This is a genomic window from Paenibacillus sp. 2003 (assembly GCF_031455635.1).
Taxonomy (GTDB): Bacteria; Bacillota; Bacilli; order Paenibacillales; family Paenibacillaceae; genus Paenibacillus; species Paenibacillus amylolyticus_B.
This window is the reverse complement of the sequence record NZ_JAVDTB010000001.1, coordinates 507,181-528,011: the sequence shown is the minus strand read 5'-3', so window position 1 is coordinate 528,011 and position 20,831 is coordinate 507,181. Positions and strand designations below refer to the sequence as shown.

At 45.8% G+C, this 20,831-nt stretch carries 25 protein-coding genes, 1 tRNA gene and 1 pseudogene; 8 read left to right on the top strand and 19 right to left on the bottom strand.

The features are described from left to right. Position 1 precedes the first annotated feature (1 nt). Complete coding sequence (locus J2X75_RS02540) at positions 2-427, top strand: cytidine deaminase (protein WP_310334132.1); 426 nt, start codon at positions 2-4, stop codon at positions 425-427. An 84-nt stretch (positions 428-511) separates the two neighbouring features. Then, positions 512-1,237, top strand: coding sequence for a DsbA family oxidoreductase (locus J2X75_RS02535; RefSeq protein ID WP_310334131.1), 726 nt, complete (start codon positions 512-514; stop codon positions 1,235-1,237). A 352-nt stretch (positions 1,238-1,589) separates the two neighbouring features. Here J2X75_RS02535 and J2X75_RS02530 read toward each other — a convergent pair whose 3' ends face one another. Next, on the bottom strand, positions 1,590-2,420 hold the full coding sequence (locus tag J2X75_RS02530) for an aldo/keto reductase (protein WP_310334130.1): 831 nt from the start codon (positions 2,418-2,420) through the stop codon (positions 1,590-1,592). 174 nt (positions 2,421-2,594) lie between these two features. Then, on the bottom strand, positions 2,595-2,876 hold the full coding sequence (locus J2X75_RS02525; protein ID WP_310334128.1) for a hypothetical protein: 282 nt from the start codon (positions 2,874-2,876) through the stop codon (positions 2,595-2,597). 149 nt (positions 2,877-3,025) lie between these two features. Between J2X75_RS02525 and J2X75_RS02520 the strand changes: the two genes are divergently transcribed. Beyond that, positions 3,026-3,424, top strand: a complete 399-nt coding sequence (locus J2X75_RS02520) for a hypothetical protein (protein ID WP_310334126.1) — start codon at positions 3,026-3,028, stop codon at positions 3,422-3,424. Positions 3,425-3,524: 100 nt separating this feature from the next. Here the strand turns inward: J2X75_RS02520 and J2X75_RS02515 are convergent, their stop codons facing one another. The 10 genes and pseudogenes from J2X75_RS02515 to J2X75_RS02470 all read right to left on the bottom strand — a co-directional run. Continuing rightward, on the bottom strand, positions 3,525-3,746 hold the full coding sequence (locus tag J2X75_RS02515; protein ID WP_017689421.1) for a YuzB family protein: 222 nt from the start codon (positions 3,744-3,746) through the stop codon (positions 3,525-3,527). A gap of 21 nt (positions 3,747-3,767) precedes the next feature. Further along, positions 3,768-4,070, bottom strand: coding sequence for a heme biosynthesis protein HemY (locus J2X75_RS02510; protein ID WP_036670085.1), 303 nt, complete (start codon positions 4,068-4,070; stop codon positions 3,768-3,770). Positions 4,071-4,212: 142 nt separating this feature from the next. After that, on the bottom strand, positions 4,213-4,470 hold the full coding sequence (locus J2X75_RS02505) for a hypothetical protein (RefSeq protein WP_017689423.1): 258 nt from the start codon (positions 4,468-4,470) through the stop codon (positions 4,213-4,215). A 196-nt stretch (positions 4,471-4,666) separates the two neighbouring features. Beyond that, positions 4,667-5,878, bottom strand: a complete 1,212-nt coding sequence (locus J2X75_RS02500; protein WP_397382977.1) for a M14 family zinc carboxypeptidase — start codon at positions 5,876-5,878, stop codon at positions 4,667-4,669. 228 nt (positions 5,879-6,106) lie between these two features. Then, the gene (gene racE, locus J2X75_RS02495) at positions 6,107-6,916 is read right to left on the bottom strand and encodes a glutamate racemase (RefSeq protein ID WP_076209504.1); all 810 of its coding nucleotides are present in this window, start codon (positions 6,914-6,916) and stop codon (positions 6,107-6,109) included. 219 nt (positions 6,917-7,135) lie between these two features. Next, positions 7,136-7,513 carry a YtxH domain-containing protein gene (locus tag J2X75_RS02490; protein ID WP_091017573.1) on the bottom strand — a complete coding sequence of 126 codons (378 nt, stop codon included), beginning with the start codon at positions 7,511-7,513 and terminating at the stop codon, positions 7,136-7,138. A gap of 185 nt (positions 7,514-7,698) precedes the next feature. Next, the gene (locus J2X75_RS02485) at positions 7,699-8,613 is read right to left on the bottom strand and encodes a DUF4261 domain-containing protein (protein WP_310334121.1); all 915 of its coding nucleotides are present in this window, start codon (positions 8,611-8,613) and stop codon (positions 7,699-7,701) included. Positions 8,614-8,623: 10 nt separating this feature from the next. Further along, complete coding sequence (locus J2X75_RS02480; RefSeq protein ID WP_124113915.1) at positions 8,624-9,085, bottom strand: DUF86 domain-containing protein; 462 nt, start codon at positions 9,083-9,085, stop codon at positions 8,624-8,626. Between the two features lie 173 nt (positions 9,086-9,258). After that, complete coding sequence (locus J2X75_RS02475) at positions 9,259-9,546, bottom strand: Dabb family protein (protein WP_017689429.1); 288 nt, start codon at positions 9,544-9,546, stop codon at positions 9,259-9,261. A 285-nt stretch (positions 9,547-9,831) separates the two neighbouring features. Next, positions 9,832-10,248: pseudogene (locus J2X75_RS02470) on the bottom strand (phage holin family protein); the annotation flags it as partial. 415 nt (positions 10,249-10,663) lie between these two features. Between J2X75_RS02470 and J2X75_RS02465 the strand changes: the two are divergent. Next, positions 10,664-11,260: a helix-turn-helix domain-containing protein gene (locus J2X75_RS02465; RefSeq protein WP_017689431.1), complete on the top strand. Its 597-nt coding sequence runs from the start codon at positions 10,664-10,666 to the stop codon at positions 11,258-11,260. Positions 11,261-11,481: 221 nt separating this feature from the next. Here the strand turns inward: J2X75_RS02465 and J2X75_RS02460 are convergent, their stop codons facing one another. Next, complete coding sequence (locus tag J2X75_RS02460; RefSeq protein WP_105598096.1) at positions 11,482-12,636, bottom strand: sn-glycerol-1-phosphate dehydrogenase; 1,155 nt, start codon at positions 12,634-12,636, stop codon at positions 11,482-11,484. A 158-nt stretch (positions 12,637-12,794) separates the two neighbouring features. Between J2X75_RS02460 and J2X75_RS02455 the strand changes: the two genes are divergently transcribed. Continuing rightward, positions 12,795-12,980, top strand: coding sequence for a hypothetical protein (locus J2X75_RS02455; RefSeq protein WP_310334118.1), 186 nt, complete (start codon positions 12,795-12,797; stop codon positions 12,978-12,980). A gap of 107 nt (positions 12,981-13,087) precedes the next feature. Here J2X75_RS02455 and J2X75_RS02450 read toward each other — a convergent pair. Beyond that, a tRNA-Leu gene (locus J2X75_RS02450) sits at positions 13,088-13,172 on the bottom strand. Between the two features lie 222 nt (positions 13,173-13,394). Here J2X75_RS02450 and J2X75_RS02445 point away from each other — a divergent pair. Together J2X75_RS02445 and J2X75_RS02440 are read left to right on the top strand one after the other, a co-directional pair. Next, positions 13,395-14,387, top strand: coding sequence for a Gfo/Idh/MocA family protein (locus tag J2X75_RS02445; protein ID WP_310334116.1), 993 nt, complete (start codon positions 13,395-13,397; stop codon positions 14,385-14,387). Between the two features lie 222 nt (positions 14,388-14,609). Beyond that, entirely contained in the window at positions 14,610-14,972 is a 363-nt protein-coding gene (locus J2X75_RS02440) for a winged helix-turn-helix transcriptional regulator (RefSeq protein ID WP_091017583.1), read from the top strand. A 50-nt stretch (positions 14,973-15,022) separates the two neighbouring features. On the opposite strand, the gene J2X75_RS02435 is transcribed toward J2X75_RS02440, so the two are convergent. The 5 genes from J2X75_RS02435 to J2X75_RS02415 form a co-directional block, all read right to left on the bottom strand. Continuing rightward, positions 15,023-16,438: a sensor domain-containing diguanylate cyclase gene (locus J2X75_RS02435; protein WP_397382973.1), complete on the bottom strand. Its 1,416-nt coding sequence runs from the start codon at positions 16,436-16,438 to the stop codon at positions 15,023-15,025. A 365-nt stretch (positions 16,439-16,803) separates the two neighbouring features. Next, positions 16,804-17,541: a spermidine synthase gene (locus J2X75_RS02430; RefSeq protein ID WP_310334111.1), complete on the bottom strand. Its 738-nt coding sequence runs from the start codon at positions 17,539-17,541 to the stop codon at positions 16,804-16,806. A 162-nt stretch (positions 17,542-17,703) separates the two neighbouring features. Beyond that, positions 17,704-18,606: a LysR family transcriptional regulator gene (locus J2X75_RS02425; protein WP_076209057.1), complete on the bottom strand. Its 903-nt coding sequence runs from the start codon at positions 18,604-18,606 to the stop codon at positions 17,704-17,706. Between the two features lie 59 nt (positions 18,607-18,665). Beyond that, a complete protein-coding gene (locus J2X75_RS02420) occupies positions 18,666-19,403 on the bottom strand; it encodes an SDR family oxidoreductase (protein ID WP_310334109.1) in 738 nt (245 codons plus the stop codon). 23 nt (positions 19,404-19,426) lie between these two features. Beyond that, on the bottom strand, positions 19,427-19,702 hold the full coding sequence (locus J2X75_RS02415) for an Atu4866 domain-containing protein (protein ID WP_310334108.1): 276 nt from the start codon (positions 19,700-19,702) through the stop codon (positions 19,427-19,429). Between the two features lie 159 nt (positions 19,703-19,861). Between J2X75_RS02415 and J2X75_RS02410 the strand changes: the two genes are divergently transcribed. Further along, positions 19,862-20,797, top strand: coding sequence for an AraC family transcriptional regulator N-terminal domain-containing protein (locus tag J2X75_RS02410; protein WP_310334107.1), 936 nt, complete (start codon positions 19,862-19,864; stop codon positions 20,795-20,797). Positions 20,798-20,831: the final 34 nt, after the last annotated feature.

Sequence of the window (20,831 nt, the reverse complement as noted above, 5' to 3'; positions counted from 1 at the left end):
CATGACATCACACACTGAACCACTTAATATTGAACAGAAATTGTTCGATGCAGCCGAAAATTTTGTGAAGCAACGTTATCCTCATGGATGGGGCGGTGCGGGTGCCGTTTATACCGAAGCCGGTTCCCTGCTGATTAGCGTAGCTCCAGAGGTCATCAACGATGCCACGCATCTGTGCATGGAAACAGGAGCTTATCTGGAAGCCCACAAATTGAACGAACGTGTCACCCACTCCCTCTGTATCGCTCGTGATGACGAGCATTCAGAATTTAAGGTCCTTACACCTTGCGGTGTATGCCAGGAACGATTATTTTACTGGGGCGAAGAAGTCAAAGCTGCCGTATACGATCCTTCTGGTCAACTGGTCTTCAAGAGACTGGATGAGATCCAGCCTTATCATTGGTCCAAGGCATATCGGGATAAATAGCAATCTCCTTGCGAATTATAGAAAGTGGCTTTATAATTGTAACTATATTAGTTTCAACTAAAAGGATAATGGAGGTTTAACATAATGAATATTGAGATATGGTCTGATTTTCTCTGCCCTTTCTGTTATATCGGCAAACGCCGCCTGGAGAATGTATTGCAACAATTTCCACATCGTGATGAAGTGAAGCTGCAATTCAAAAGCTTTGAGCTTGATCCAAACGCTGCTTTGAACCCAGGCAAAACCAATACGGAATATTTGGCTGCCAAATATAATATGAGCGAGGAACAGGCCAAAGGTATGAATGCCCAGATGAATGCCAATGCTCGCACGGCAGGACTGGAATACAATATCGATGCCATGATCCCTACGAACTCCTTCTCAGCTCACCGATTGACACACTGGGCGGATACACAAGGCAAAGCGCTTGAACTGAGTGAACGGATCTTCCAAGCTGTATTTATTGAAGGTAAACACTCCGGCGACACTGAAGTGTTGGCTCAGTTAGCAGAAGAAGTAGGCCTGGATCGAGACGCAGCTACGGCAGTGCTGTCCAGTGATCAATTCACCGACAATGTCCGCGCTGACCAAGCAGAAGGCGAGCAACTCGGTATCCGCGGTGTACCGTTCTTTGTATTCGACCGCAAGTTCGCCGTATCGGGCGCTCAGCCTGACGAGGTGTTTCTGGATGCCATTCAAAAAGCATGGGACGAGCGTTCCCCATTCACAATGGTTGAATCCAACACAACAGAAACAGACGGCAGCGGTGTCTGCACAGATGACGGGTGCGAAGTTCCGAAAAAAAATTAAGCCAATTCACACACACAAAGCAGCAGGATCAGGGGATATTTCCCGATCCTGCTGCTTTTTTACCTGCCTTTTAATTACCTACCCACCTAAAGATGAATTTATAATTTTCACGATAACGGAGTGGGCAGAACAAAGCTGGAGAAGCGGAGCGCTCGCATTTATCACCGGATTTCTACCTTAATATAGAAACTTTCAAAAATCCGGGGATAACGGCGATCGAAAGATTGTTCTGCACACGTAGTGTCTTACCGTGACCGATTATACTACATTTTTAATCCACGAAGAACGATCCGTAACCGGAACCTCCACTAACTTATCATCAAACACTTATATTCAATTAGCGCCTACTCCCTTAATCCCAGAACAGTTGATCCGGATGTGGACCCGTCCGCTTATCCGAATCCAGTGCATCAATTTGTCTCAACTCATCCGGTGTCAATTCAAAGTCAAAGATGTCCGCATTCTCACGAATACGCTCCGGGGTAACGGACTTCGGAATCGTCACAATCTGATTCTGAATGTCCCAACGCAGAATAATCTGTGCTGGTGTTTTCCCATATTTCTGGGCCAGTGCTTTGAGGGTGGACTCATGGTTCAGCTTACCTTTCATAATAGGACTCCATGCCTCCAACTGAATTCCCTGCGCCCCACAGAAATCCTGAAGTTCCTGCTGGATCAGAGCCGGATGCAGCTCTACCTGATTTACCGCAGGCACCGTTCCGCCCTCATCTATGATATCTTGCAAATGGTGAACTTGAAAGTTACTCACACCAATCGCACGGATGCTTCCTTCGCTATATAGACGTTCGAATGCTCTCCACGTCTCCTTATACTGGTCTCTGCCAGGCCAGTGAATTAAGTAAAGATCAATCACATTCAGTCCCAGTGCCTTCTGACTGGCTTCAAATGCTCTCAACGTTGAATCAAATCCCTGATCCTCGTTCCAGAGCTTGGTCGTCACAAACAGTTCGTTACGGGCAACACCACTGCTTGCAATAGCTTGTCCCACTTCTTCTTCATTGCCATAGATGGACGCGGTATCAATACTGCGATATCCAACCTCCAAAGCGGTCTCAACCGCCTGTTGTACTTCCTTACCTTTTGCTTTATATGTTCCAAATCCTAGCCATGGCATCGTTACTCCGTTGTTCAGAATCGTACAATCTGTAATATGTTTTGTCATTCTGTACCTCCCGTATGGAATTTTGCCTGCTCTTGTTCTATTAACCTTCTCACAGAATTTTAAGCGACCATTCGACATACTGTCGGAGTAAGCCCATGGATCGAGAGTCTTTGCAAAAGATATGAAAAACCCGCAAAGCATTGCTGCCCTGCGGGTTCTGATGTGACAGGAACGTTATATATTCCCTTGACCGTGCTGACTCTGGATTGAATTCAATCTTCTCTTCTCCTCGATGAACATTTCCTCTGCCAACTCAACACCTTGCCCTCCGAGTGAAAGCTCTGCTTGTCGCATCGCTTGCTCCGTATGTGCCAGACGACGTTCCGCCTGTATAATGGTCTGTGCCGTCGGATGAGACAGGGCCTGAGATACAGCATAATGAAGCTTGTTCACCGCATTTTGCGCCTGAGATACGGTGGTATCGGCTTGCAAACTGGAATCATAACGCTTCGGCATGAGTATTCCTCCTTGGGATTATCATGTTCCTGTTACCCCTTTAGGATGGATAACACAAGCCTTCCTTATTCTTCTTTTGTGTTTTTATCGTAACTTTAGTTGATTACGCTACGTTTATTAGATAATCATGTGAGTCGGGAGGAATTTATTTGAAGAAAATATTACTGACACTCTGCATGTTGCCCTTGCTCATTTGGGTACAAGGCTGCGCTCCTGCAACATACGAGATAGAAGGATATAAAGCATCATACATGAACCCAGACATCCCGGTTCCAACCAATGCAAAGCTTATTGAAAACATAGCTTATTCCGATGATCTCAATCTTAAAAAAGGCGCTAAGTATGAACTGAAACATATTGGGGGTGAGCAAGGACTATACCCACCAATGGATTATTTTCAGAAGTTAGCGGATACAGGTTGGGTAGAACTGGAGGAAAAACGAATGGGAAATGTACATTTTCTGAAAAAGGAGAACACCGTCATCGCCATTGAAATTCAAGAAAATACCTTCCAAATTATCGAAATGATGGAGGATGCTGCATTTTAAAGCAGCCTTCGCTGCCACCCAAACGCAAAAAAAGGAGAGGCACGCAGCCCCTCCTTTCTGATGTGTGAACAGTTTTCTCCACTCATCTTGTTATATCCTATTACTTGACGAACTTTGCAACTTTGGCGAGCACTTCTTCTTCAGTCGGCGCACTGATATACCGACCATTAATAAAAACAAATGCGCGTTTCGCGCAAGGACCGCAATAGGATTTGCACCCAATCTTGATCTCCGTATCTGGAGCCATTTTTTGCAGCTTGGGCACAATCGATTTCAGTCGAACATGATTACACTTTTCGCATACGCGGATATCGTTAGCCATGAGTTCCCCTTCTTCGCGCCCTTAGTGGTCGCCGTGATTGCCTTGGGACGGATTCGTAATAACAAATCCCTCTTCAGGGAAGTAGAGATAGTCAATTTTAACACCGTTCAACAAAGGCTGATCATTCGCGAGAATGACATCAATTTCTTTATCCGTAGATACAACCGTATCATTTTCTTTAGGTGTGTCGAGATCAAGCCCGTAGTGAGCATGGTCACCATGTGCATGGGTGATGACAACGCGCAGTTTTTTTCCTTCGTTCTCCGGCTTGTCCAATTCAAGCTTCAATACTTTAGCAGCATTACGCGTAATTTTGCAGTTCATTCTCTTCATCTCCTATATTGTAATTGCAGGTTTCAACAATTTCAGCATTCTTAAACTACAGCATCTATTGTAAAGAAAGTTACCACTCTTCGCAATAACATTGATGCGAATTCAGTGTTAAAATGATCCATTGGGCCGCAAATTAAGAAGGTGCCCCCTCCTGAAGCACAGGATATTTACGTTCTGCCCGGCTTACAAACCAGTTCATCAGAATCAAAGTGACCCCGATATCATCGATGGGCATAAACGGCATTACGTCAGGAAGTACCCAGTATAACAGCGCCGGAATAATAAACAACAACTTTTCTCCCAAAGGAATCTGCGGAGCCCGGAGCAGCCGGGGTAGCCTTTTGAAAACTTGTGTCCATCGTTTGAACGACAGCAGTCTTCTCCACTTCATTTGAATCCCTCCGTATAATTGTATATGTCGCCGAAACGGCACATCCATCATTACCCGTTCGAAAACCATTCAGAACGAATGACGTGACATGCCATTATCAAAAATAATAAAAACGGAACGTCGCTCATGGCGTCCGTTCCTGTTATACGAATGATCTACTGTTAAGTTTCACACCTTCGTCATTCGGGGTCTTGCCTCATTGTCCATTGGATAACAGTTCAGCCAGCAACATTCCCACTTCTATACAAACATCATCAAACTGTTCTACGGGAAGCGGATTAACACCCAATCCAACTTCTACCGTGAAGCCCGGTCTACCGAAATCTTGAATAAACCAGTCCTTGTATCCGGCATCACTGCCACCAAGCTTCACCGCCTTGTAACCCGAAGCTTTGGCGAGTCTACGCGACAGCGGTCCACTCTCTCTAGGTTCCAGATCACGGTAGTTCCAATAGATCTCCTGTCCCTGACTATGCAGGGATACAACCACATCAAATGTATGTTTCTGCGTCCACTGCGCAAGCGCCTGTGCCTCCGGTTCTGTCAATGGCGCTGTCCCCGCATAATCCCTGGGGCCAGGTGAGGTTATACCTCTTCTCGCTGCCTCTTCATCCCAATGGGCTGGAAATTGATCATTCAGATCCACCCCTCTGATGTTGGCCTTCCAATGGGTAAAATGTGATCTGTCCGCATTCCAGGTTAACAACTGCTGTGCATGTGGATGCTGATTGACCACACCTTCCTGAACCAGTTCGACCCCGTCCGGATTAACCATCGGCACGGCCCAGAGTGTCGTCTCTTGCATCCAGCGTTCTGTCTGGTATTGATGCCATGCCCTATGCGCACCATACGCCTCGGCATACTCTTCAATAAACTTCATCAGAACTGCTGTTGTCAACCACTCATTCGCATGAACGGAAGCATTAACATGGATATGTCTCGACCCTTGCCCAATACGCAAATAAGGCAGCGACTTCCCCATGACACTTGTTCCAATGGACCCTGTTTCGATAAAAGGGTATTGATTCTCCAGCTTGTCTATATCCCTGATTAATTCTCGATAACCATACTCTCCCTGAATCTTTACAATAGTTTTTCCATTCGAAGCCGGAATATGAATACAGCGACCAACCCAGTCGGTTACATTGGTGATTTCGGGATTGGCCTGGCGCAAAACCTCTTCGTCCAGACCAAATCTGCCTGCAATCTCCCCTACACTTTCTCCAGGCGGTACAGCGTATCTGCGACCTGTCCCGGGGACAATACGCAGCATCTGACCTGCCAGCAAGTATGGCTGGGAAGCCACTTCCGGGTTCAGTGCGGCAAGAAACTCTTTGGACATATGATACGCTGACGCAATTCGCGGCAATGTATCTCCCCGCTGAACGATAATCCACTGCAGATCCATGTTGTTCTCCTTTCCACAGGAAAAGACAGGTTTCCTGTCCAGTTCTGACCGATTTCGTGTCTGTAACATATGTATGCAGGTCGGGTTGTCCGTCATGTGACATGAATCATGTTTATCTCCGGTTAATGCATAATGACGACAAAAAATCCCGGAACTTCACAGTTCCGGGATAGTCCACAACCAAAATACATTAATTAAAAGTCTTATTCATGCATATTCTGAGTATAACTATGATAATTGCGTTACCTGCCAGACAACAGGGGTCTTGGAGATCTGCTCCCCCAACCATCGACGGGTGATATTCTGGAACATTCGCGGGTCACCCGTGCAGAAAAATTGATGCACCGGGGTCTCATCCCCACTGGCCAGCTTTCGTTTATCATATAAAATCGTACTGATTTCACGTGCCGTTTCATCTGCTGAACTGATTAACTTCACTTCCTGCCCCATAACTTCCTGAATCGTGTCCATGAGAAAGGGATAATGCGTACAACCCAGAATAAGACAATCGATTGGCTGTTGTTTGATCTCGCCCAATGATTGTTCCACCGTATGTGTCGTGTGCTCGGAACGAAATTCACCTTGTTCCACCAACGGCACCAGCGCCGGACAAGCCTGACTGACCACATCAATATAGGGGGACAACTGTTTGAGTGCCGATGTATAAGCCCCACTACCTATGGTACCCGTGGTACCAATCACACCAATACGTCCTGTACGTGTCGCTGTGATTGCGGCCCGCGCACCCGGATGTATAACACCAATGACAGGCACATTCACCTTGGCACGGATATACTCCAGCGCGGCTGCTGTTGCTGTGTTACAGGCGATAACGATAACCTTCGGATCGAATTGGATCAAGAAATCAACGATTTGTTCCGTAAATTGTTTTACTTGTTCGGACGAACGGGGTCCGTACGGTGTCCGGGCAGTATCCCCAAAATAAATGATCTTTTCCCGCGGGAGCTGACGCATCACTTCCTTGGCGACGGTCAATCCCCCCACACCGGAGTCTAATATAGCGATTGCTTGCTGCACGAACACACCGCTTCCTTCTTCCTTGAATTGGTTCTCAAAATGATTGTTTCTCAGAGCTTTCTTCCTACCGTATGAACATTCCGGCAAAAAGGTACCTACATCTTACCCGATTTCATCGCAGGGTTCAAATTAAATCCACGCGCTACGTCATCTATGTGTGGACACGCAACAAAGCAGGCTCTCCTCTAAATAGAGGAAAGCCTGCTTATCAAGCTTTGCTTAGTTGTCGTCCTTGGACTCATCCGCAGGAAGCTTCGCTACAATGTCAATTCCGGGTTCATCAGCTTCTTTATCAATCTCGTTATCAACAATGGCTGCCGATATGCGAATTTCTTTTCCTTCAGCGCAATTGCGCCAGGATTGAATATCCTGAATCACGACATCTGCGGTCTCTTTAACTTTGGATACGATCTGGGAACTTTGTTCACCCACGATACCAGCCAGTTCCTGACCTTTCTCCGATACCTGACGAGCACCTTCTGTAATATCCTGACGAAGTTCACGTCCCGATTTCGGTGCCAGCAATAATGCCGTTACTGAACCAACCACGGAGCCGATAAGAGCTCCCCACAACAAACTTTTGTTAGAATCCTTCACGTCACATCTCTCCCTTTACTATTGTTTAAGTACCGGACTAGAAGCAACGGTCTGTCGCTCAGCCATCCGGGCGAATGCCTACTCTGTTGATGCATTATAAGCAGCACAGGCTTGACTTGACACTCCAGATGTTAAAAATAATCTGCACGCCCTTTTTGAATGGATGCAAATGACTTGGCTTAAACTCAGTTCTGACGAGCCGGCTCGAGATCAGCCGCGGCATGCTCATCCCCCGGGTCCAAATCAATCACATATCGTCCAGGTGCAATCAATGCCGCCTGATGTTCACAACGCCAGCGACGTCCACCTGAAGAACCCAGCGTCTGTCCATCTTGCAGGACATCCCCCTGATCAAATATGTAATACGCTGCACCCAGTAAGGTCTGAGCCACCGTATCTGGATCAAGACCGACGAAGTGACACTGGACATCAGGTACACCCAGCGCAGATAATCCCACGGTATCCATGACCAACCCGCGTTGTTCCTCTGTACCTCCGGCTTGATACATTCGAACATTCATGGCTGCATACAGATGTTCCTCACGTTCCTGAGCTTGCGTATATGCTTCCGGTTCAACGAGCTTATCACTGCCATACCAATACAGCGCGTCACAGGTCAAACTTTCCATGATTGCCAGCACAGTCTTCTGAAACAGCTCCAGGCGCTGCTTACGAGGCATGGCAGCCGTGAACATATCATGTATCCGGATGGAGTACCGCGAAGCTTCTACAACCTGTCCCACTTCCGGCCAATGCCATGCTTGTTGCAGAGCACCGCCAAAGCGAGCACGATCTGCGATTTCATTCACAGGAAGCATGCAGGTCTGCGCAGGGATATCCCCTTCCTGAAAGGATACCTTATGGTCCAGGTGGTAGAAGACGAGCATCTCATGCTTTTGCCCTCCGCTTTCTTGTTTCACATCCAGTCGGACTTGTCCTGTATGACGAATCATCGCTTCCTGCAAACGCAAGTGATCCACCTCTGGACGTTCCCGGAACAAGAATTCAACCATATACACCGGATGGAATCCGGAAGGTATTTCATTCGTTTCGTTACTTTCAGTATTTACTTCATTGAATTCTCTTGATTGATTTGTCATGCGATTTCCCTCATTCCTTACGCTGTCCCTCGGCCTGTGCCGTATTGAAAGGACCAAGTTCTGTTTCCACGTAGGCGCTAACCTGAGTAGTAAAATGTTCAAGTATACTCGGCAACTCTACGCTAATCGGATGCAGCTCAGACCGCTCCCAACTGTAATAATCCTGCACCAGTGGTTTGCGTAACGTGACAAGCTGACGCAATATCTCATAGGTCGAATCATCAAAAACCTTTTCTTCATAATTAATCTGAATAATATCATCATAACTGCTCGCATCTCTCATGATGAAGCCGTCTATCAGATAACTTCCCACATCGGTAACAATTTCGATCGCCAGGTGAAGACAACGTTCCTGTACCATCCCCAGCATGAGACTGCCGTCCCAAGCCTCTGCTGCCCCACGAAGTCCCTCAGCTACTTCCGGTACAGCAGCAAGCCGGCGGGCAATCTGTTCTCTGTTCACATAATACATTCGTTCACTTCCCGTTCAGTGAGTTATCGGTTCCGTTTCCCTCTTCGCTTAAGCCAGAATATCATCACAGGACAAGCGATTAGAAACACAACAAAAATATATAGAAATTCCATAACGTCTCTTAAATCGCTCATGCAGAGTCCCCTTTATCTCAACGTAGTTTGAATGACAGATCAGATTTCGTAGTCCACTGCAATTGACTGTTCTCTCACTTCGTTCATGTACTTGATAACTTCCTGATGAAGCGGGTGTACCTGATACGCCTGGAGATCTTCCAGTGACGCAAACTCCGCCGTGAGTGAAATGTCGAACGATCTCTCCGAGCGAAGCACATCAATCCCGATTTCAAGTGAAACCAGGACATCAATTTTACCTTCCAGATTGCGAAGCACCTGGGCTGCAGCTTCAATACTTTCTGCTGAGCGATCTTTCATTTTAAACAGGACAATATGTTTTATCATCTGGGCAAGCACCTCGTTTAATATAATAGTAGAAATGAATGAATTTTCATGTATCCAAAATATATCATAACGTTCTCTATTACGAAAGGATACTTGGAAACGTTCTCTTGATAAGAAAAACTAATCCGAACCGTTTCCTTTCGATTCGGATTTCTTTTGCGATCCATCCTCCGTCTGTTTCGCTGAGTCATCCTGCAAAGTTTGTCCTGTTTCAGCCTGCTGCTTGCTGTTGTCTGGAGTTTGCTGCGGTTTGGCCCATTCACGATTCATCAGATACTCCTGATCTTCCTGTTTCTTCAACACTGCAATGGCCTGTCTGAGCTTTGCAGGCAATGGAAGACCGATTTTGGCATAATTCTCGGTAATCGAAATGAGTTCATTCACCAGATAGAAATAAATAGCTCCGCCTTTGATAAAATCCGTTCCCATGATCAGATCAATTCGATGAGCAAGCAAAACAACGGTCAGCATGAGCCCTTTGCGAGCAATCCCCCAGAATCCAATGTTGCTATTCAACCCGGTACCCGTTCTTACCGCCGCTGCCAAACCTGTTATATAATCCACAGCCATCGCAACCGCGAGCAGGCTCAGTAACTGATCCCATCCGCCAAAAGCAAACGTAACAAATGCTCCCGAGATGGCAGCAAAGGTATTCACAGATAGATTCACGTCCCTCACCTCTCCCTTACACTTGAGTATCATACAATATATGTAAAAATAAGAGATTTGACAGGTCACATGTCATGCTGAACACGCGGATTTATCATTTCAGATTTGTGCACATCCTCTTCGCAACAGTGGAACGAAAATCACATGCTTTTGGGGAATTCAGGGAAATAAACCGCATCATATCAACAAAAAACAGATAAAAGTTCTTTAGACCTAATAATAAGTAATTAGAACTATATTATTTTTATTCCTGTTCATTTTCTCCCCTCATTTTTAGTGAAACATTGTAATCTAGGAATATACTAGGATGTGAATTGCGCATGGTCTAGTTCGTAGTTCCCTCTTTATCATGAATTGACGCATTGACGCATTTGTAACCGGTAAACCCGGCACTTGAAAGTACCCCGTTGTTTATTGTAGTATTTGGTTAAAAAAAATCGGAGGAAATATGCCTAATCAACCAGAACAACATTCCATCCAGGCGTGGTCTCTGATCAACCGTAAATACTTGGGAAAAGGCGTCCGTGTTAAACGATTCCGAAAACCGACACGCTGTCAAATCCGCAATCGGGTTCTTCTTGCCGTGCTGATGGCCAATGATATCAAGTTGTCCCAGCTTGCTGAAGACCTCTCCATCTCTTCACGCAGTGTCAGTGCGTGGGTATATGAAGGACGGATACCCGGCAGTACCAATTTGGACAAGACTTGCCAATTACTCGGCTACCCGCGTCATATCCTCTTCAACGAAGAAGTTGTGCGTAATAGCCCTGTCATATGTCAACCCGAGTCATCTCGCTTTATGAAGCGTACGGTGACCCGCTCTCCGGTTAGTAACCGTATTTTGACAGGCTTGTGTATGGTCCATGATTTGTCGGTGACAGATGTCAGCCACTGGATCGGGGTTCATCCCGGCACTTTCCGCAAATGGCTGCATCAGGGAACACTGCCTTCTGCTGCGTTTCAGGAACAAGCGGAGCAATTTTTCCGTATCCCGAAAACTATTTTGTTCGCAGATGTCATCTTGAAAGATCGTCGCAACAACTAAATAAGCGAACAGCCAAAAGGCTCTGATCTCCTCTTAGGAGGCCAGAGCCTTTTTAAAATGAAATGCATACCTTCTCTCTCGGACTTGAGGCACTGTTCTGGCTATTCCATCAGAAGTGTCAGATAACCTCCCCTTTTTTGCCTTTTGCTCCCTAGGAGAGCCATCAGAGCCCGCTACAAGCTAAGATTATGCATTTCATCATGACCATTCTCTCTAAAAGGTCATCCTAACCTCGTGTTCAACACTTCATTGATATATCTCAACCCCGTATATCGAGGACGAAGCGTATGCGCTGTGTTGAACGCATGTTCCACCATCTCAGGGGTTACACCGAGTTGCTCAGTAGTCACAGGTCCACCTACTTGTTCCAACCATGCAATGAGCTGAGAGGCCTCCGGCAATTGGTCATATATCCCAAACACCGGCTCACCCGATGTCTGTGCAAGCTCTTTATATTTCACCGTAAGCAATGCACAAGCTACGCCAACTTTGGCACCATGCAGAACCGGTCTTTCTCCCGCTTGCATCAGATCCATCTCCAAGATGTGAGACAGATGATGCTCACCTCCGGATGCCGGACGGGAATGGTCAATGATCAGCATGGAGATACCGGAAACAATTAATGCGTCCATTAATACAGCTACTCCCTCTGCTCGCCCCTCCGCAATAGCTTGTACATGATCTATGCAGGTATTCAGCGCTTCTTCTGTCATCCGATAAGCAACTGGACAGAACGGTTCTCCGCCCAGTTCACGAGAAACAATCCAGTCTGCAAGTGAAGTATATTTACCAAGCATATCTCCGAATCCGGCAGCTGTCATCACTTGCGGGGCTTGCTCCAGAATATCCAGATCGGCAAAGATAGCCTCCGGCGGAACAGCCTGAAATGTTTGTTTGACGCCGCTTACAATTAAGGGTGCACCCGCAGAGGTAAACCCATCCACTGAAGCCGCTGTCGGTATGGACAGAAAGGGCTTGTTCATTTTGGAACAAACAAATCTCACCAGATCATGAATGGTACCTGAACCCACCGCAATTACAGCCTGACTTTCCAGTTTCACACCCAACATGACCTGTACAATAGCTGCTTCATCCGCAATGATATCACCCGCACGATTTTCCGGCAGAGCGATCTCATCCACATGTATTCCCGCTTCGCGAACACTGCTCAGCACATCAGATCCGGCCGCCTGAAACGTATGTCGATCATAAACAACCGTCACCTGACGATATCCTTGCTCAGACAAATAACCCGGTAACCTCTGAATGGCCCCAGCTTCCAGATGAATCAGCATATCCACCACCCGGTGTTGATGACCGCAAGCACACTGTTGTGCTTCCTCATTCCATGCTGCAATTCGTTCGTTCATATTCATTCGCTCTTACCCTCCCATATGAGATATCATGCATAATTAACGGGTTAAAACCACAAGATAAAAAAGGAAATAAAATGTGATGATTTTCCTGATCACACTTTACTGCCTGTACCCAATATTTGCAAATCCATATCTCACATTTCCAAGTAGGTGAAGCAATGAAATTAACGAAAGAATTAGGAATTTCGCTCGGATTTCTGGCCGGAACCACTTTTGGCAGTGGTATCTCTTTTTTGTTTCGTCTCCAGTCGGTTGAAGTGGTTGCCAGTGTTACGCTATTTGGTATTGCAGGAGCCATTGCCGGGATCATCACGGCAGTCATTCTGCGCCAACGGCAACATTAGTATTAGCATGCTGGTAGCAAAATGCAGGCTTCACACGAATGATCCACAAAACAAAAAAAAGGTTCGTGAATTGCCCTAAAGCAACTCACGAACCTTTTTTGGTTAGATGCGGTCGAGAGGACTCGAACCTCCACGGGGGGTTAGCCCACACGGACCTGAACCGTGCGCGTCTGCCAATTCCGCCACGACCGCATAATATGTATCTCCTCATCCATCGATGAAAAGCGTTCCGGTGAAGCAATTCCTTGTTTTACCGTAATTCAGAGTATACATGCTCCAAAATAAAAATGCAACTTCTTTTTTATTCATTCAAGAATAGGACATATGTCCTTTTCTCTCAACTTCAAACACCCTATCGTAGCATTAAACAAATATACCATCCATACAAATGCAAAAATGAAGGAGAGATCCACCTTGAAAACAACCCATCTGTGCTTTATCGGTGCCGGGTTTCATGCATCCACGAATATATATCCTTCTGTTGTTGAAGCCGGAGCGCAGATCCAGGCCATTGCCACACGCAGTATGGAACGCTCTGAAGCAGCTCTGCTGCGATTTGGCAGCAAGGGAAAAGCGTATGATAATGCTAAGCTTATGTTACAGCAGGAAATCTGTGACGGAGTCGTTGTGGTCGCCCAGCCTGTAGATCAGACCGCTCTTGTCCTTGAATGCATTCGGGCTGGTAAGAATGTATACGTGGATAAGCCACTCGGATGGAATGCAGCGGAAGCCGCAGCTGTAGCAGAAGCTGCCGAGCAGGCTGGCGTCGTTGTCATGGTCGGTTTTATGAAACGTTATGCTCCCGTATACATGAAGCTGAAGGAGCTCATTGATAGTGGTTCGCTAGGTAAGATACGTTCATTCCAGATGAAATTCGCTGTAGACAGTACCCCATTTTGCAAGGATGAGGAACAGTTCATGAAGCTCGCTGCCATACATATGGTCGATCTGATGCGTTACTTATTCGGAGAAGTAATACGGGTTACAGGCACAACCGTGAAGGATGGGGAACACATCAATCAAAGCATTTCCCTTGTTTTTGAGAATAACGTAGTAGGCAGCGCTTATTTTATCGGCATGAGCGCTTGGTCACGGGAGAGTGAAAGTGTACTCGTCACCTTTGACAACGGATTTGCGTCAGCTGAAGAGATCAACACACTTACTGTTCATCAATCCCGAAGCTCGACCACCCTTCCCTGGAAATCTCTCGAGGAGCAAGATACTGTATATACACCTTCCGGATCTCCTATGTCAGGAGCATATCGCGACCTTTATCTACGCGGGTTTGTTGGTGAAATGGTGCACTTTATCGCGTGTTGCCAGAATCAGACTGTCCCATATTCCAGCGCCAAGGATAATATTGCAACGATGGCTCTATGTGACTCCATTCTATCGTCACTGAAGTAGCGTATATACGCTCATCATCATATTTTATACATCCAGAGAAGAGCCTGAAACCAGGGCTCTTTTTTATCTTATAGACATCATCGCATCTGCATTCGCCTAGATTAGGGTTTATAATCTGCATCATAAGTGATATGCTCTTTCATGAACTATACGTACTTTATGAAATATAACCACCCAAATAGATACCATAGGAAATCACCCTAAAGTGGAGGTGTACTTATAATGAAAAAGGACGCTACCAAGCTATGTCCCGCGCCATACGGCTGTTCCGTGGAAGTTACCCTCAGTGTGATCGGAGGCAAATGGAAAGGTGCCATTTTGTATCATTTATTCTCCGGTCCTTTGAGATTTAACGAGATCCGAAAATTGTTTCCTGAAATCACCCAGCGTATGCTCACCCTGCAACTTCGAGAGTTGGAAAGCAGCGGAATTGTTCATCGTGAAATATACCCCCAGATTCCACCTAAAGTGGAGTATTCCCTCACACCATTTGGTGAAACGTTACGGCCGATTATCTTCAGCATGCGAGATTGGGGAGAAACGTATACAAATGAGGTTCTGGCCAGATCCTCGCAAGAGGTATAAAACACAAAAGAAGCTGTCCCTAGTTTTTAGGGAACAGCTTCTTTGCTTGCTTATTTAATAACCGTCTGGATCGTAACCGTACGGTTACGCCCGTCTTCCTTCGCTTGATACAATGCATTATCCGCCAAGTGAAACAGTTCTGTGGAAGTTGTGGAGTGCTTCGGATATTCAGCAATTCCAGCCGAGATGGTGACGGAACGATCTATAGGCAATATGCTTTCTTCGACCGTTATTCGGATACGTTCAGCAATCTCAAAAGCCACGTTAGACTCGGAATTTCTTAACAAGACTACAAATTCCTCTCCACCAAACCGGGCGCAGACATCTTCTGGTCGAACAGACAATTGAATGATATTGGCAATGTGTTTCAATACTTCATCCCCAGCATGATGCCCGAATGTATCATTAATGGACTTGAAGCGGTCGATATCCAGAACAATAATGGAGAATGGCACCTCATCCTGAATCCATTCCTGGATGACTTCTTCGAAAGTTCTGCGATTGTTCATGCCTGTTAAAACATCGGTTCTGGCATCATAGACAAGCTGGTTTGTCTGTTTCCTAAAGTTCGCCAATGCGCCAACAACTGCTCTCGTTAGAAGGTCTGCCTCTCTATTCCAATGAGGCTTCATCACAGGTAGATCCACTTGTCCCTTATCGACCTGATTCACCAAATCAGCGAGCATAGCAAAAGGACTGGCCAGCTTGCGTGCAACCCGAACCACAATAAGGGTCAGGATCAGGAAAGGCACTGAAGTGTACAGTAACAACATACGGATATGGTGATTCAACTGATCGTACACCGTTTGGGTTGGAGACACGATTACCACGCCCCAGTCTGTTGATGGAACTTTGTAATAACCTGCAAGCGAATCCACACCTGCCAGGTTTTTGTATTGTTTTTTACCGTTCTCGTTTGCCAACAGCTTTTGCACCACTGCATTTTTACTGACATTTTCACCAATTCGGTTGGTGTTTGGATGAAATAACAAAGTGCCCTTCTTATCCACAATAAAAAAGTAGGAACCATTACTTGTCTTGAGCTGACTACCAAAAGACAGACTCAATATATTATTTTCCTGCAAAAAGATATTTCCACCGATTGTTCCTTGATACTCCCCTGCCGAATCAAAGATTGGTTCACTGACAAATACAATTCTGCGTTTGGTTCTGGGTGTCTGGTACGCTTCGGAGATATACGAAGCCCTCAATTTAACCGCTTCTTTTGCTGCATTGGAACTAACATGGTGACCTACACTAGCCTGTGAGTAAGGTGAGGTAGACCTGACTACCCCCGCTTTATTTACCAAAGAAACGGAATTAAAAAAATTACTACTATTGCGAACCAAATCCAATGTGGAATTCAACTCTTTTGTATTGGCGTGATCCATATCCGGGAAATATTGGGCTGCATATTTCAAGCTCTCCTGCATGGAATAAAAAAGCGAATCCAGCGTTTGGCTCATTTGCACAGCGCTTGCATAGTTTAGCGAAAGGGTGTTATCAATGAGTGACTGTTTCTGAGATGTATAAGATGAGATGACCATGAGGGTCAATGTCATTATAACTGATATAGTGACCAACCCGCCGAGTAAAGCCGTGAGGCTGATCTTCTTGATGCTTTTTATTTTTTTTCGTAACCTAGATCTCTTGATCTGTGCAATCATCGTTTACTTCCCCCGGATTTTCATGAAAAGGCATATTCCTTCTATCTTATACAAAAGTTGTTAAGATCAAATAAAGAGTTTGAGAAATCTTAACAATTACATCGTAAGATTGACGATTTAATGACATTTTACTTTCCCTGGAAGAATCACTGTTCAGGATCGCCCTAATCGACAATGATATATCCTTCTTCTGGTTCTTGTTCAACAAACCCTGCCATGTGACGAACCTGAAATTCGATTGGGTGATGACTGCCCATTAAAATTCGATTCTGGACTTCATCCGCTGTTTCTGTAGGTAATGCAAATGCACGTGTATAGGCAAACTGTGCCTGAAGTGTCGTATAGATCGCATTGACAAACCGATCGTTGCCCGCACGCCCAAACACATTAAGGATCACAGCTCCGTCCGAGTCCAGCTTGTCCTTGACCATGGCAAAAAAATCACTGGATATAAACTGCTCGGGTGTACCCGTTGCCGTAAAGGCATCAATAATAATATAATCATATGTCGCAGCGGGTTCTTGGCCTAATAATTCACGACCATCCCCGATGAGCACAGGACTTCCCTCATATCCAAAAAAGGTTTGGCTCAACTCCACGACCTCTGCGTCAAGCTCAGCTACTTTTACCTGACGATCAGACAAGTAGGTTGGCAATGTGCCAATACCATGTCCCACCACAAATACGGTATCAAACTCAGGATCATTCCGTTGCATTAGATGCACCATCGCTCTCGGATACTCCAACACCATCCGGTTAGGCTCATCTAAATCCATGGCTCCCTGCACAGCTGCGTTGGAGAATTCTAATACACGAAACTGGCCCTTCTCTCCATAAAGCTTTTTGGTATCATATACCGTCAGCTCATGCTGCTCACTTTTATTCCGATACAGAACTCTCACTAACCGTTCTCCCTTCAATCTCTTAAACCTTTTCGACATATACCTTCATTCTATTACACGGGATGACAACATTCCACCCTATACTTGAAAGATCATAGTACAACAAAAAAAAACCGTTCCGACTCATACGGAAACGGCCTTTTGATGAACCATTTAACACTCCTAAGAACCTATGGCCTCATGCAGAGCCTGGACATATGCTACACCCAGATTAGATAGAGAAGTACTCTTGTGGCTTATCCACCCTACATTAATGGATTCCTCACATTCCAGCGGTACAGGAATTATCTCGTTTCCGTTCAGATCAGCGCTAAGTACACCCGTAGAGATCGTATAACCATTCAGACCAATCAACAGGTTAAACAATGTTGCGCGGTCATTGACCTGTATGCTTTTGGGGTGAGATAACGTACTCAGGATTTCTTCGGAAAAATGAAAGGAATTGTACTCTCCCTGATCAAATGACAAGTACGGATAATCCTGCAGTTGCTCGATTGCAACCGACTCCTGCTTCGCCAGCGGGTTCTTCACACTGATAAAGATATGGGGCTTGGCTGTGAACAGGCTCGTGAAGACCAACCCCGCATCTTTTAACAATTTGTTAATGACCTTGGCATTGAACTCATTCAAATACAGGATGCCAATTTCACTACGCAGGCTTTTCACGTCCTGAATAATCTCGTAGGTCTTTGTCTCCCGAAGCGCCAACTCGTATTCATCCTGACCATACTGCTGTACCAGACGAACAAAGGCATTCACGGCAAACGCATAATGCTGCGTCGATACAGAGAAGTGCTGCGGGGATGGCTTGGCGTTCAGATAACGATTCTCCAGCAATTCAGCTTGTTCTACCACCTGACGGGCATAACTCAGAAACTCAACGCCTTCTTTAGACAGAGATATCCCCTTATTGGTACGTTCAAAAATGGTAATTCGCAACTCCTGCTCCAGATCCCGAATGGCATTCGAAAGGCTGGGTTGCGAGATAAACAACCTTTTGGCTGCTTCATTCATGGAACCGCGCGTGGCAACTTCGATCACATATTTTAGTTGTTGTAATGTCACTGCACTATTCCTCTTTTCGTATCAATTGAACCTATTATATACCAAAAGAGGAGCCGACCTTAAGCCATGCTTGCTGTCGGTCTTACTACAATCTCATTTACGTCCACCTCTGCAGGCTGGCTAATGGCAAACAAGATACTTTGCGCAATCGCCGAGGCGGGAATGGATATGCGTCGATACTCTTTCATGAGATCACGTGCTTCTTCATCAGAGATCGTATCCGCGAGTTCCGATTCCGTCACGCCCGGTGATACAAGGGTTACACGGATATCTCCACCTACTTCCTGTCGCAACCCCTCCGAGATGGCGCGGACCGCGTATTTGGTTGCACAATATACCGCTGCCGTTGGTGACACGGCATAAGCTCCAATTGAGGCAATATTAATAAACTGGCCGAAACCCTGCTTTTTCATGACGGGTAGCCCAGCCGCAATGCCATGCAGAACACCACGAATGTTAACATCGATCATGCGATTCCATTCGTCTACTTTTAACGCGTCAAGGGAAGATAGCGGCATGACTCCAGCGTTATTTAAAATAACATCGATACGTCCATAGCGAGTTTGAGCGAGGTCAACGATCGTTTGCATCTCTTCCAATCTGGTAACATCCAGCGAATGGTACTCCACCGATCCGCCTTCCAAACGAATGGAGGAGGCCAATGCCTCCAAACGTTCCATACGTCTAGCTCCAATAACTACATGCGCTCCATGCTGTGCAAGCAATCGAGCTGTTGACTCACCAATTCCACTACTCGCACCGGTAATCACAACAACTTTCCCCTTTACATTGGACATATTAAATCGCTCCTTATTCGTTGTTATTGTACATTTTCTCTATACAAAACCATGCCTGCATGATACAAAACGCCGTCTCTGAAGTCTCCATCCGCTGTAAATCCCGTATCATCCACGTACTCTATATGTTTCCCATGAACAATATAGCGACCCTGATATGCACTTTGCCGATCTCCTCTCGCTTCATCATATCTACCGCAAGGAAGAAGTTCGTGTCTGACATATCCATCCTTCGTGACCCACATCCCCACATACGGGTGTTTTGGTTCTTGTTGGTCGCCCATTGAATTACGCTCCATTGTTTCTCGCTCCTCTCTGCTTCAAAAGATTCTGTTGCTTATCTCCATTATGTAGAGGATCAGTCGTTGTACGATAGAAAAATCCCGCAATATTCTTGCCTATTCCTCCAGCGCGTTTTAAAATAATAGTAATAGCGGTTTACAAGGGGGCTGCAATTCATGCTTATCAAAACAAATGAAACGGATACGGGCATCACGGAGCAGCAGCAACAATTGGCTCAACTTATTGAGCATTTCACCCCAAGTGACGGGATACATCCTACAGCAATTCCGTCGCTTGTCTTAATCCGTGCCTCCGAAATCTCACAACCCATATATTCCGTTTATCAGCCTTCCCTCTGCATTGTCGCCCAAGGTTCCAAATTAGTTATACTCGGCCGCGAGAGCTACATCTACGACCTGTCACAATATTTGGTAGCTTCCGTAAACTTGCCTATTTCAGGGCAGGTTGTACAGGCTACAACCGAACATCCCTATCTATGTATTCGACTGGATTTTAATTCAGGACAGATTTTCGATCTGATTCAGGATACGCCTTCTGTACAACCCATACCTGACCATTCAACACGAAGAGGATTGTTTGTTAGTTCAACCAAACCTGACCTTCTTGAAGCCGTGATCCGATTAGTTCGACTACTGGATACACCTGAAGATATTCCCGTCCTTGCCCCTATGTTTATCCGCGAAATTCTATATCGTATTATTCAGGATGAACATGGACATTCCATCAAGCAGTTTGCTATTCAGGACAGTCATGCACAGCACATCGCCGAGGTGATCGAAGTCATCCAATCTGATTATGCTAAGCCACTTCGGATTGAACAACTTGCTGCCATGATCAACATGAGTTCTTCCTCATTACATCATCATTTCAAAGCCATTACCGCCATGAGCCCTTTGCAATTCCAGAAACAAATTCGATTGCATGAAGCCCGGCGAATGTTGCTTGCAGGTTCAACCGATGCCGCCGACGCTGCGTTCCAGGTTGGCTATGAAAGTCCGTCTCAATTCAGCCGGGAGTATGCCCGCATGTATGGTCTCCCTCCCAAAAGCGATATCAAACGACTTCGTCATATACTCGATATTAAATGCTAGAAACAGCAAAAAGACCCGCGTCATCATGACGTGG

Bases quoted from the DNA above. Each gene is read 5' to 3' on its own strand.
- J2X75_RS02540 (WP_310334132.1), top strand. From the start codon at position 2: ATGACATCACACACTGAACCACTTAATATTGAACAGAAATTGTTCGAT.
- J2X75_RS02535 (WP_310334131.1), top strand. From the start codon at position 512: ATGAATATTGAGATATGGTCTGATTTTCTCTGCCCTTTCTGTTATATC.
- J2X75_RS02530 (WP_310334130.1), bottom strand. From the start codon at position 2,420: ATGACAAAACATATTACAGATTGTACGATTCTGAACAACGGAGTAACG.
- J2X75_RS02525 (WP_310334128.1), bottom strand. From the start codon at position 2,876: ATGCCGAAGCGTTATGATTCCAGTTTGCAAGCCGATACCACCGTATCT.
- J2X75_RS02515 (WP_017689421.1), bottom strand. From the start codon at position 3,746: ATGGCTAACGATATCCGCGTATGCGAAAAGTGTAATCATGTTCGACTG.
- J2X75_RS02510 (WP_036670085.1), bottom strand. From the start codon at position 4,070: ATGAACTGCAAAATTACGCGTAATGCTGCTAAAGTATTGAAGCTTGAA.
- J2X75_RS02505 (WP_017689423.1), bottom strand. From the start codon at position 4,470: ATGAAGTGGAGAAGACTGCTGTCGTTCAAACGATGGACACAAGTTTTC.
- J2X75_RS02500 (WP_397382977.1), bottom strand. From the start codon at position 5,878: ATGGATCTGCAGTGGATTATCGTTCAGCGGGGAGATACATTGCCGCGA.
- J2X75_RS02485 (WP_310334121.1), bottom strand. From the start codon at position 8,613: ATGACAAATCAATCAAGAGAATTCAATGAAGTAAATACTGAAAGTAAC.
- J2X75_RS02480 (WP_124113915.1), bottom strand. From the start codon at position 9,085: ATGTATTATGTGAACAGAGAACAGATTGCCCGCCGGCTTGCTGCTGTA.
- J2X75_RS02475 (WP_017689429.1), bottom strand. From the start codon at position 9,546: ATGATAAAACATATTGTCCTGTTTAAAATGAAAGATCGCTCAGCAGAA.
- J2X75_RS02465 (WP_017689431.1), top strand. From the start codon at position 10,664: ATGCCTAATCAACCAGAACAACATTCCATCCAGGCGTGGTCTCTGATC.
- J2X75_RS02460 (WP_105598096.1), bottom strand. From the start codon at position 12,636: ATGAATATGAACGAACGAATTGCAGCATGGAATGAGGAAGCACAACAG.
- J2X75_RS02455 (WP_310334118.1), top strand. From the start codon at position 12,795: ATGAAATTAACGAAAGAATTAGGAATTTCGCTCGGATTTCTGGCCGGA.
- J2X75_RS02440 (WP_091017583.1), top strand. From the start codon at position 14,610: ATGAAAAAGGACGCTACCAAGCTATGTCCCGCGCCATACGGCTGTTCC.
- J2X75_RS02435 (WP_397382973.1), bottom strand. From the start codon at position 16,438: ATGAGCCAAACGCTGGATTCGCTTTTTTATTCCATGCAGGAGAGCTTG.
- J2X75_RS02420 (WP_310334109.1), bottom strand. From the start codon at position 19,403: ATGTCCAATGTAAAGGGGAAAGTTGTTGTGATTACCGGTGCGAGTAGT.
- J2X75_RS02415 (WP_310334108.1), bottom strand. From the start codon at position 19,702: ATGGAGCGTAATTCAATGGGCGACCAACAAGAACCAAAACACCCGTAT.
- J2X75_RS02410 (WP_310334107.1), top strand. From the start codon at position 19,862: ATGCTTATCAAAACAAATGAAACGGATACGGGCATCACGGAGCAGCAG.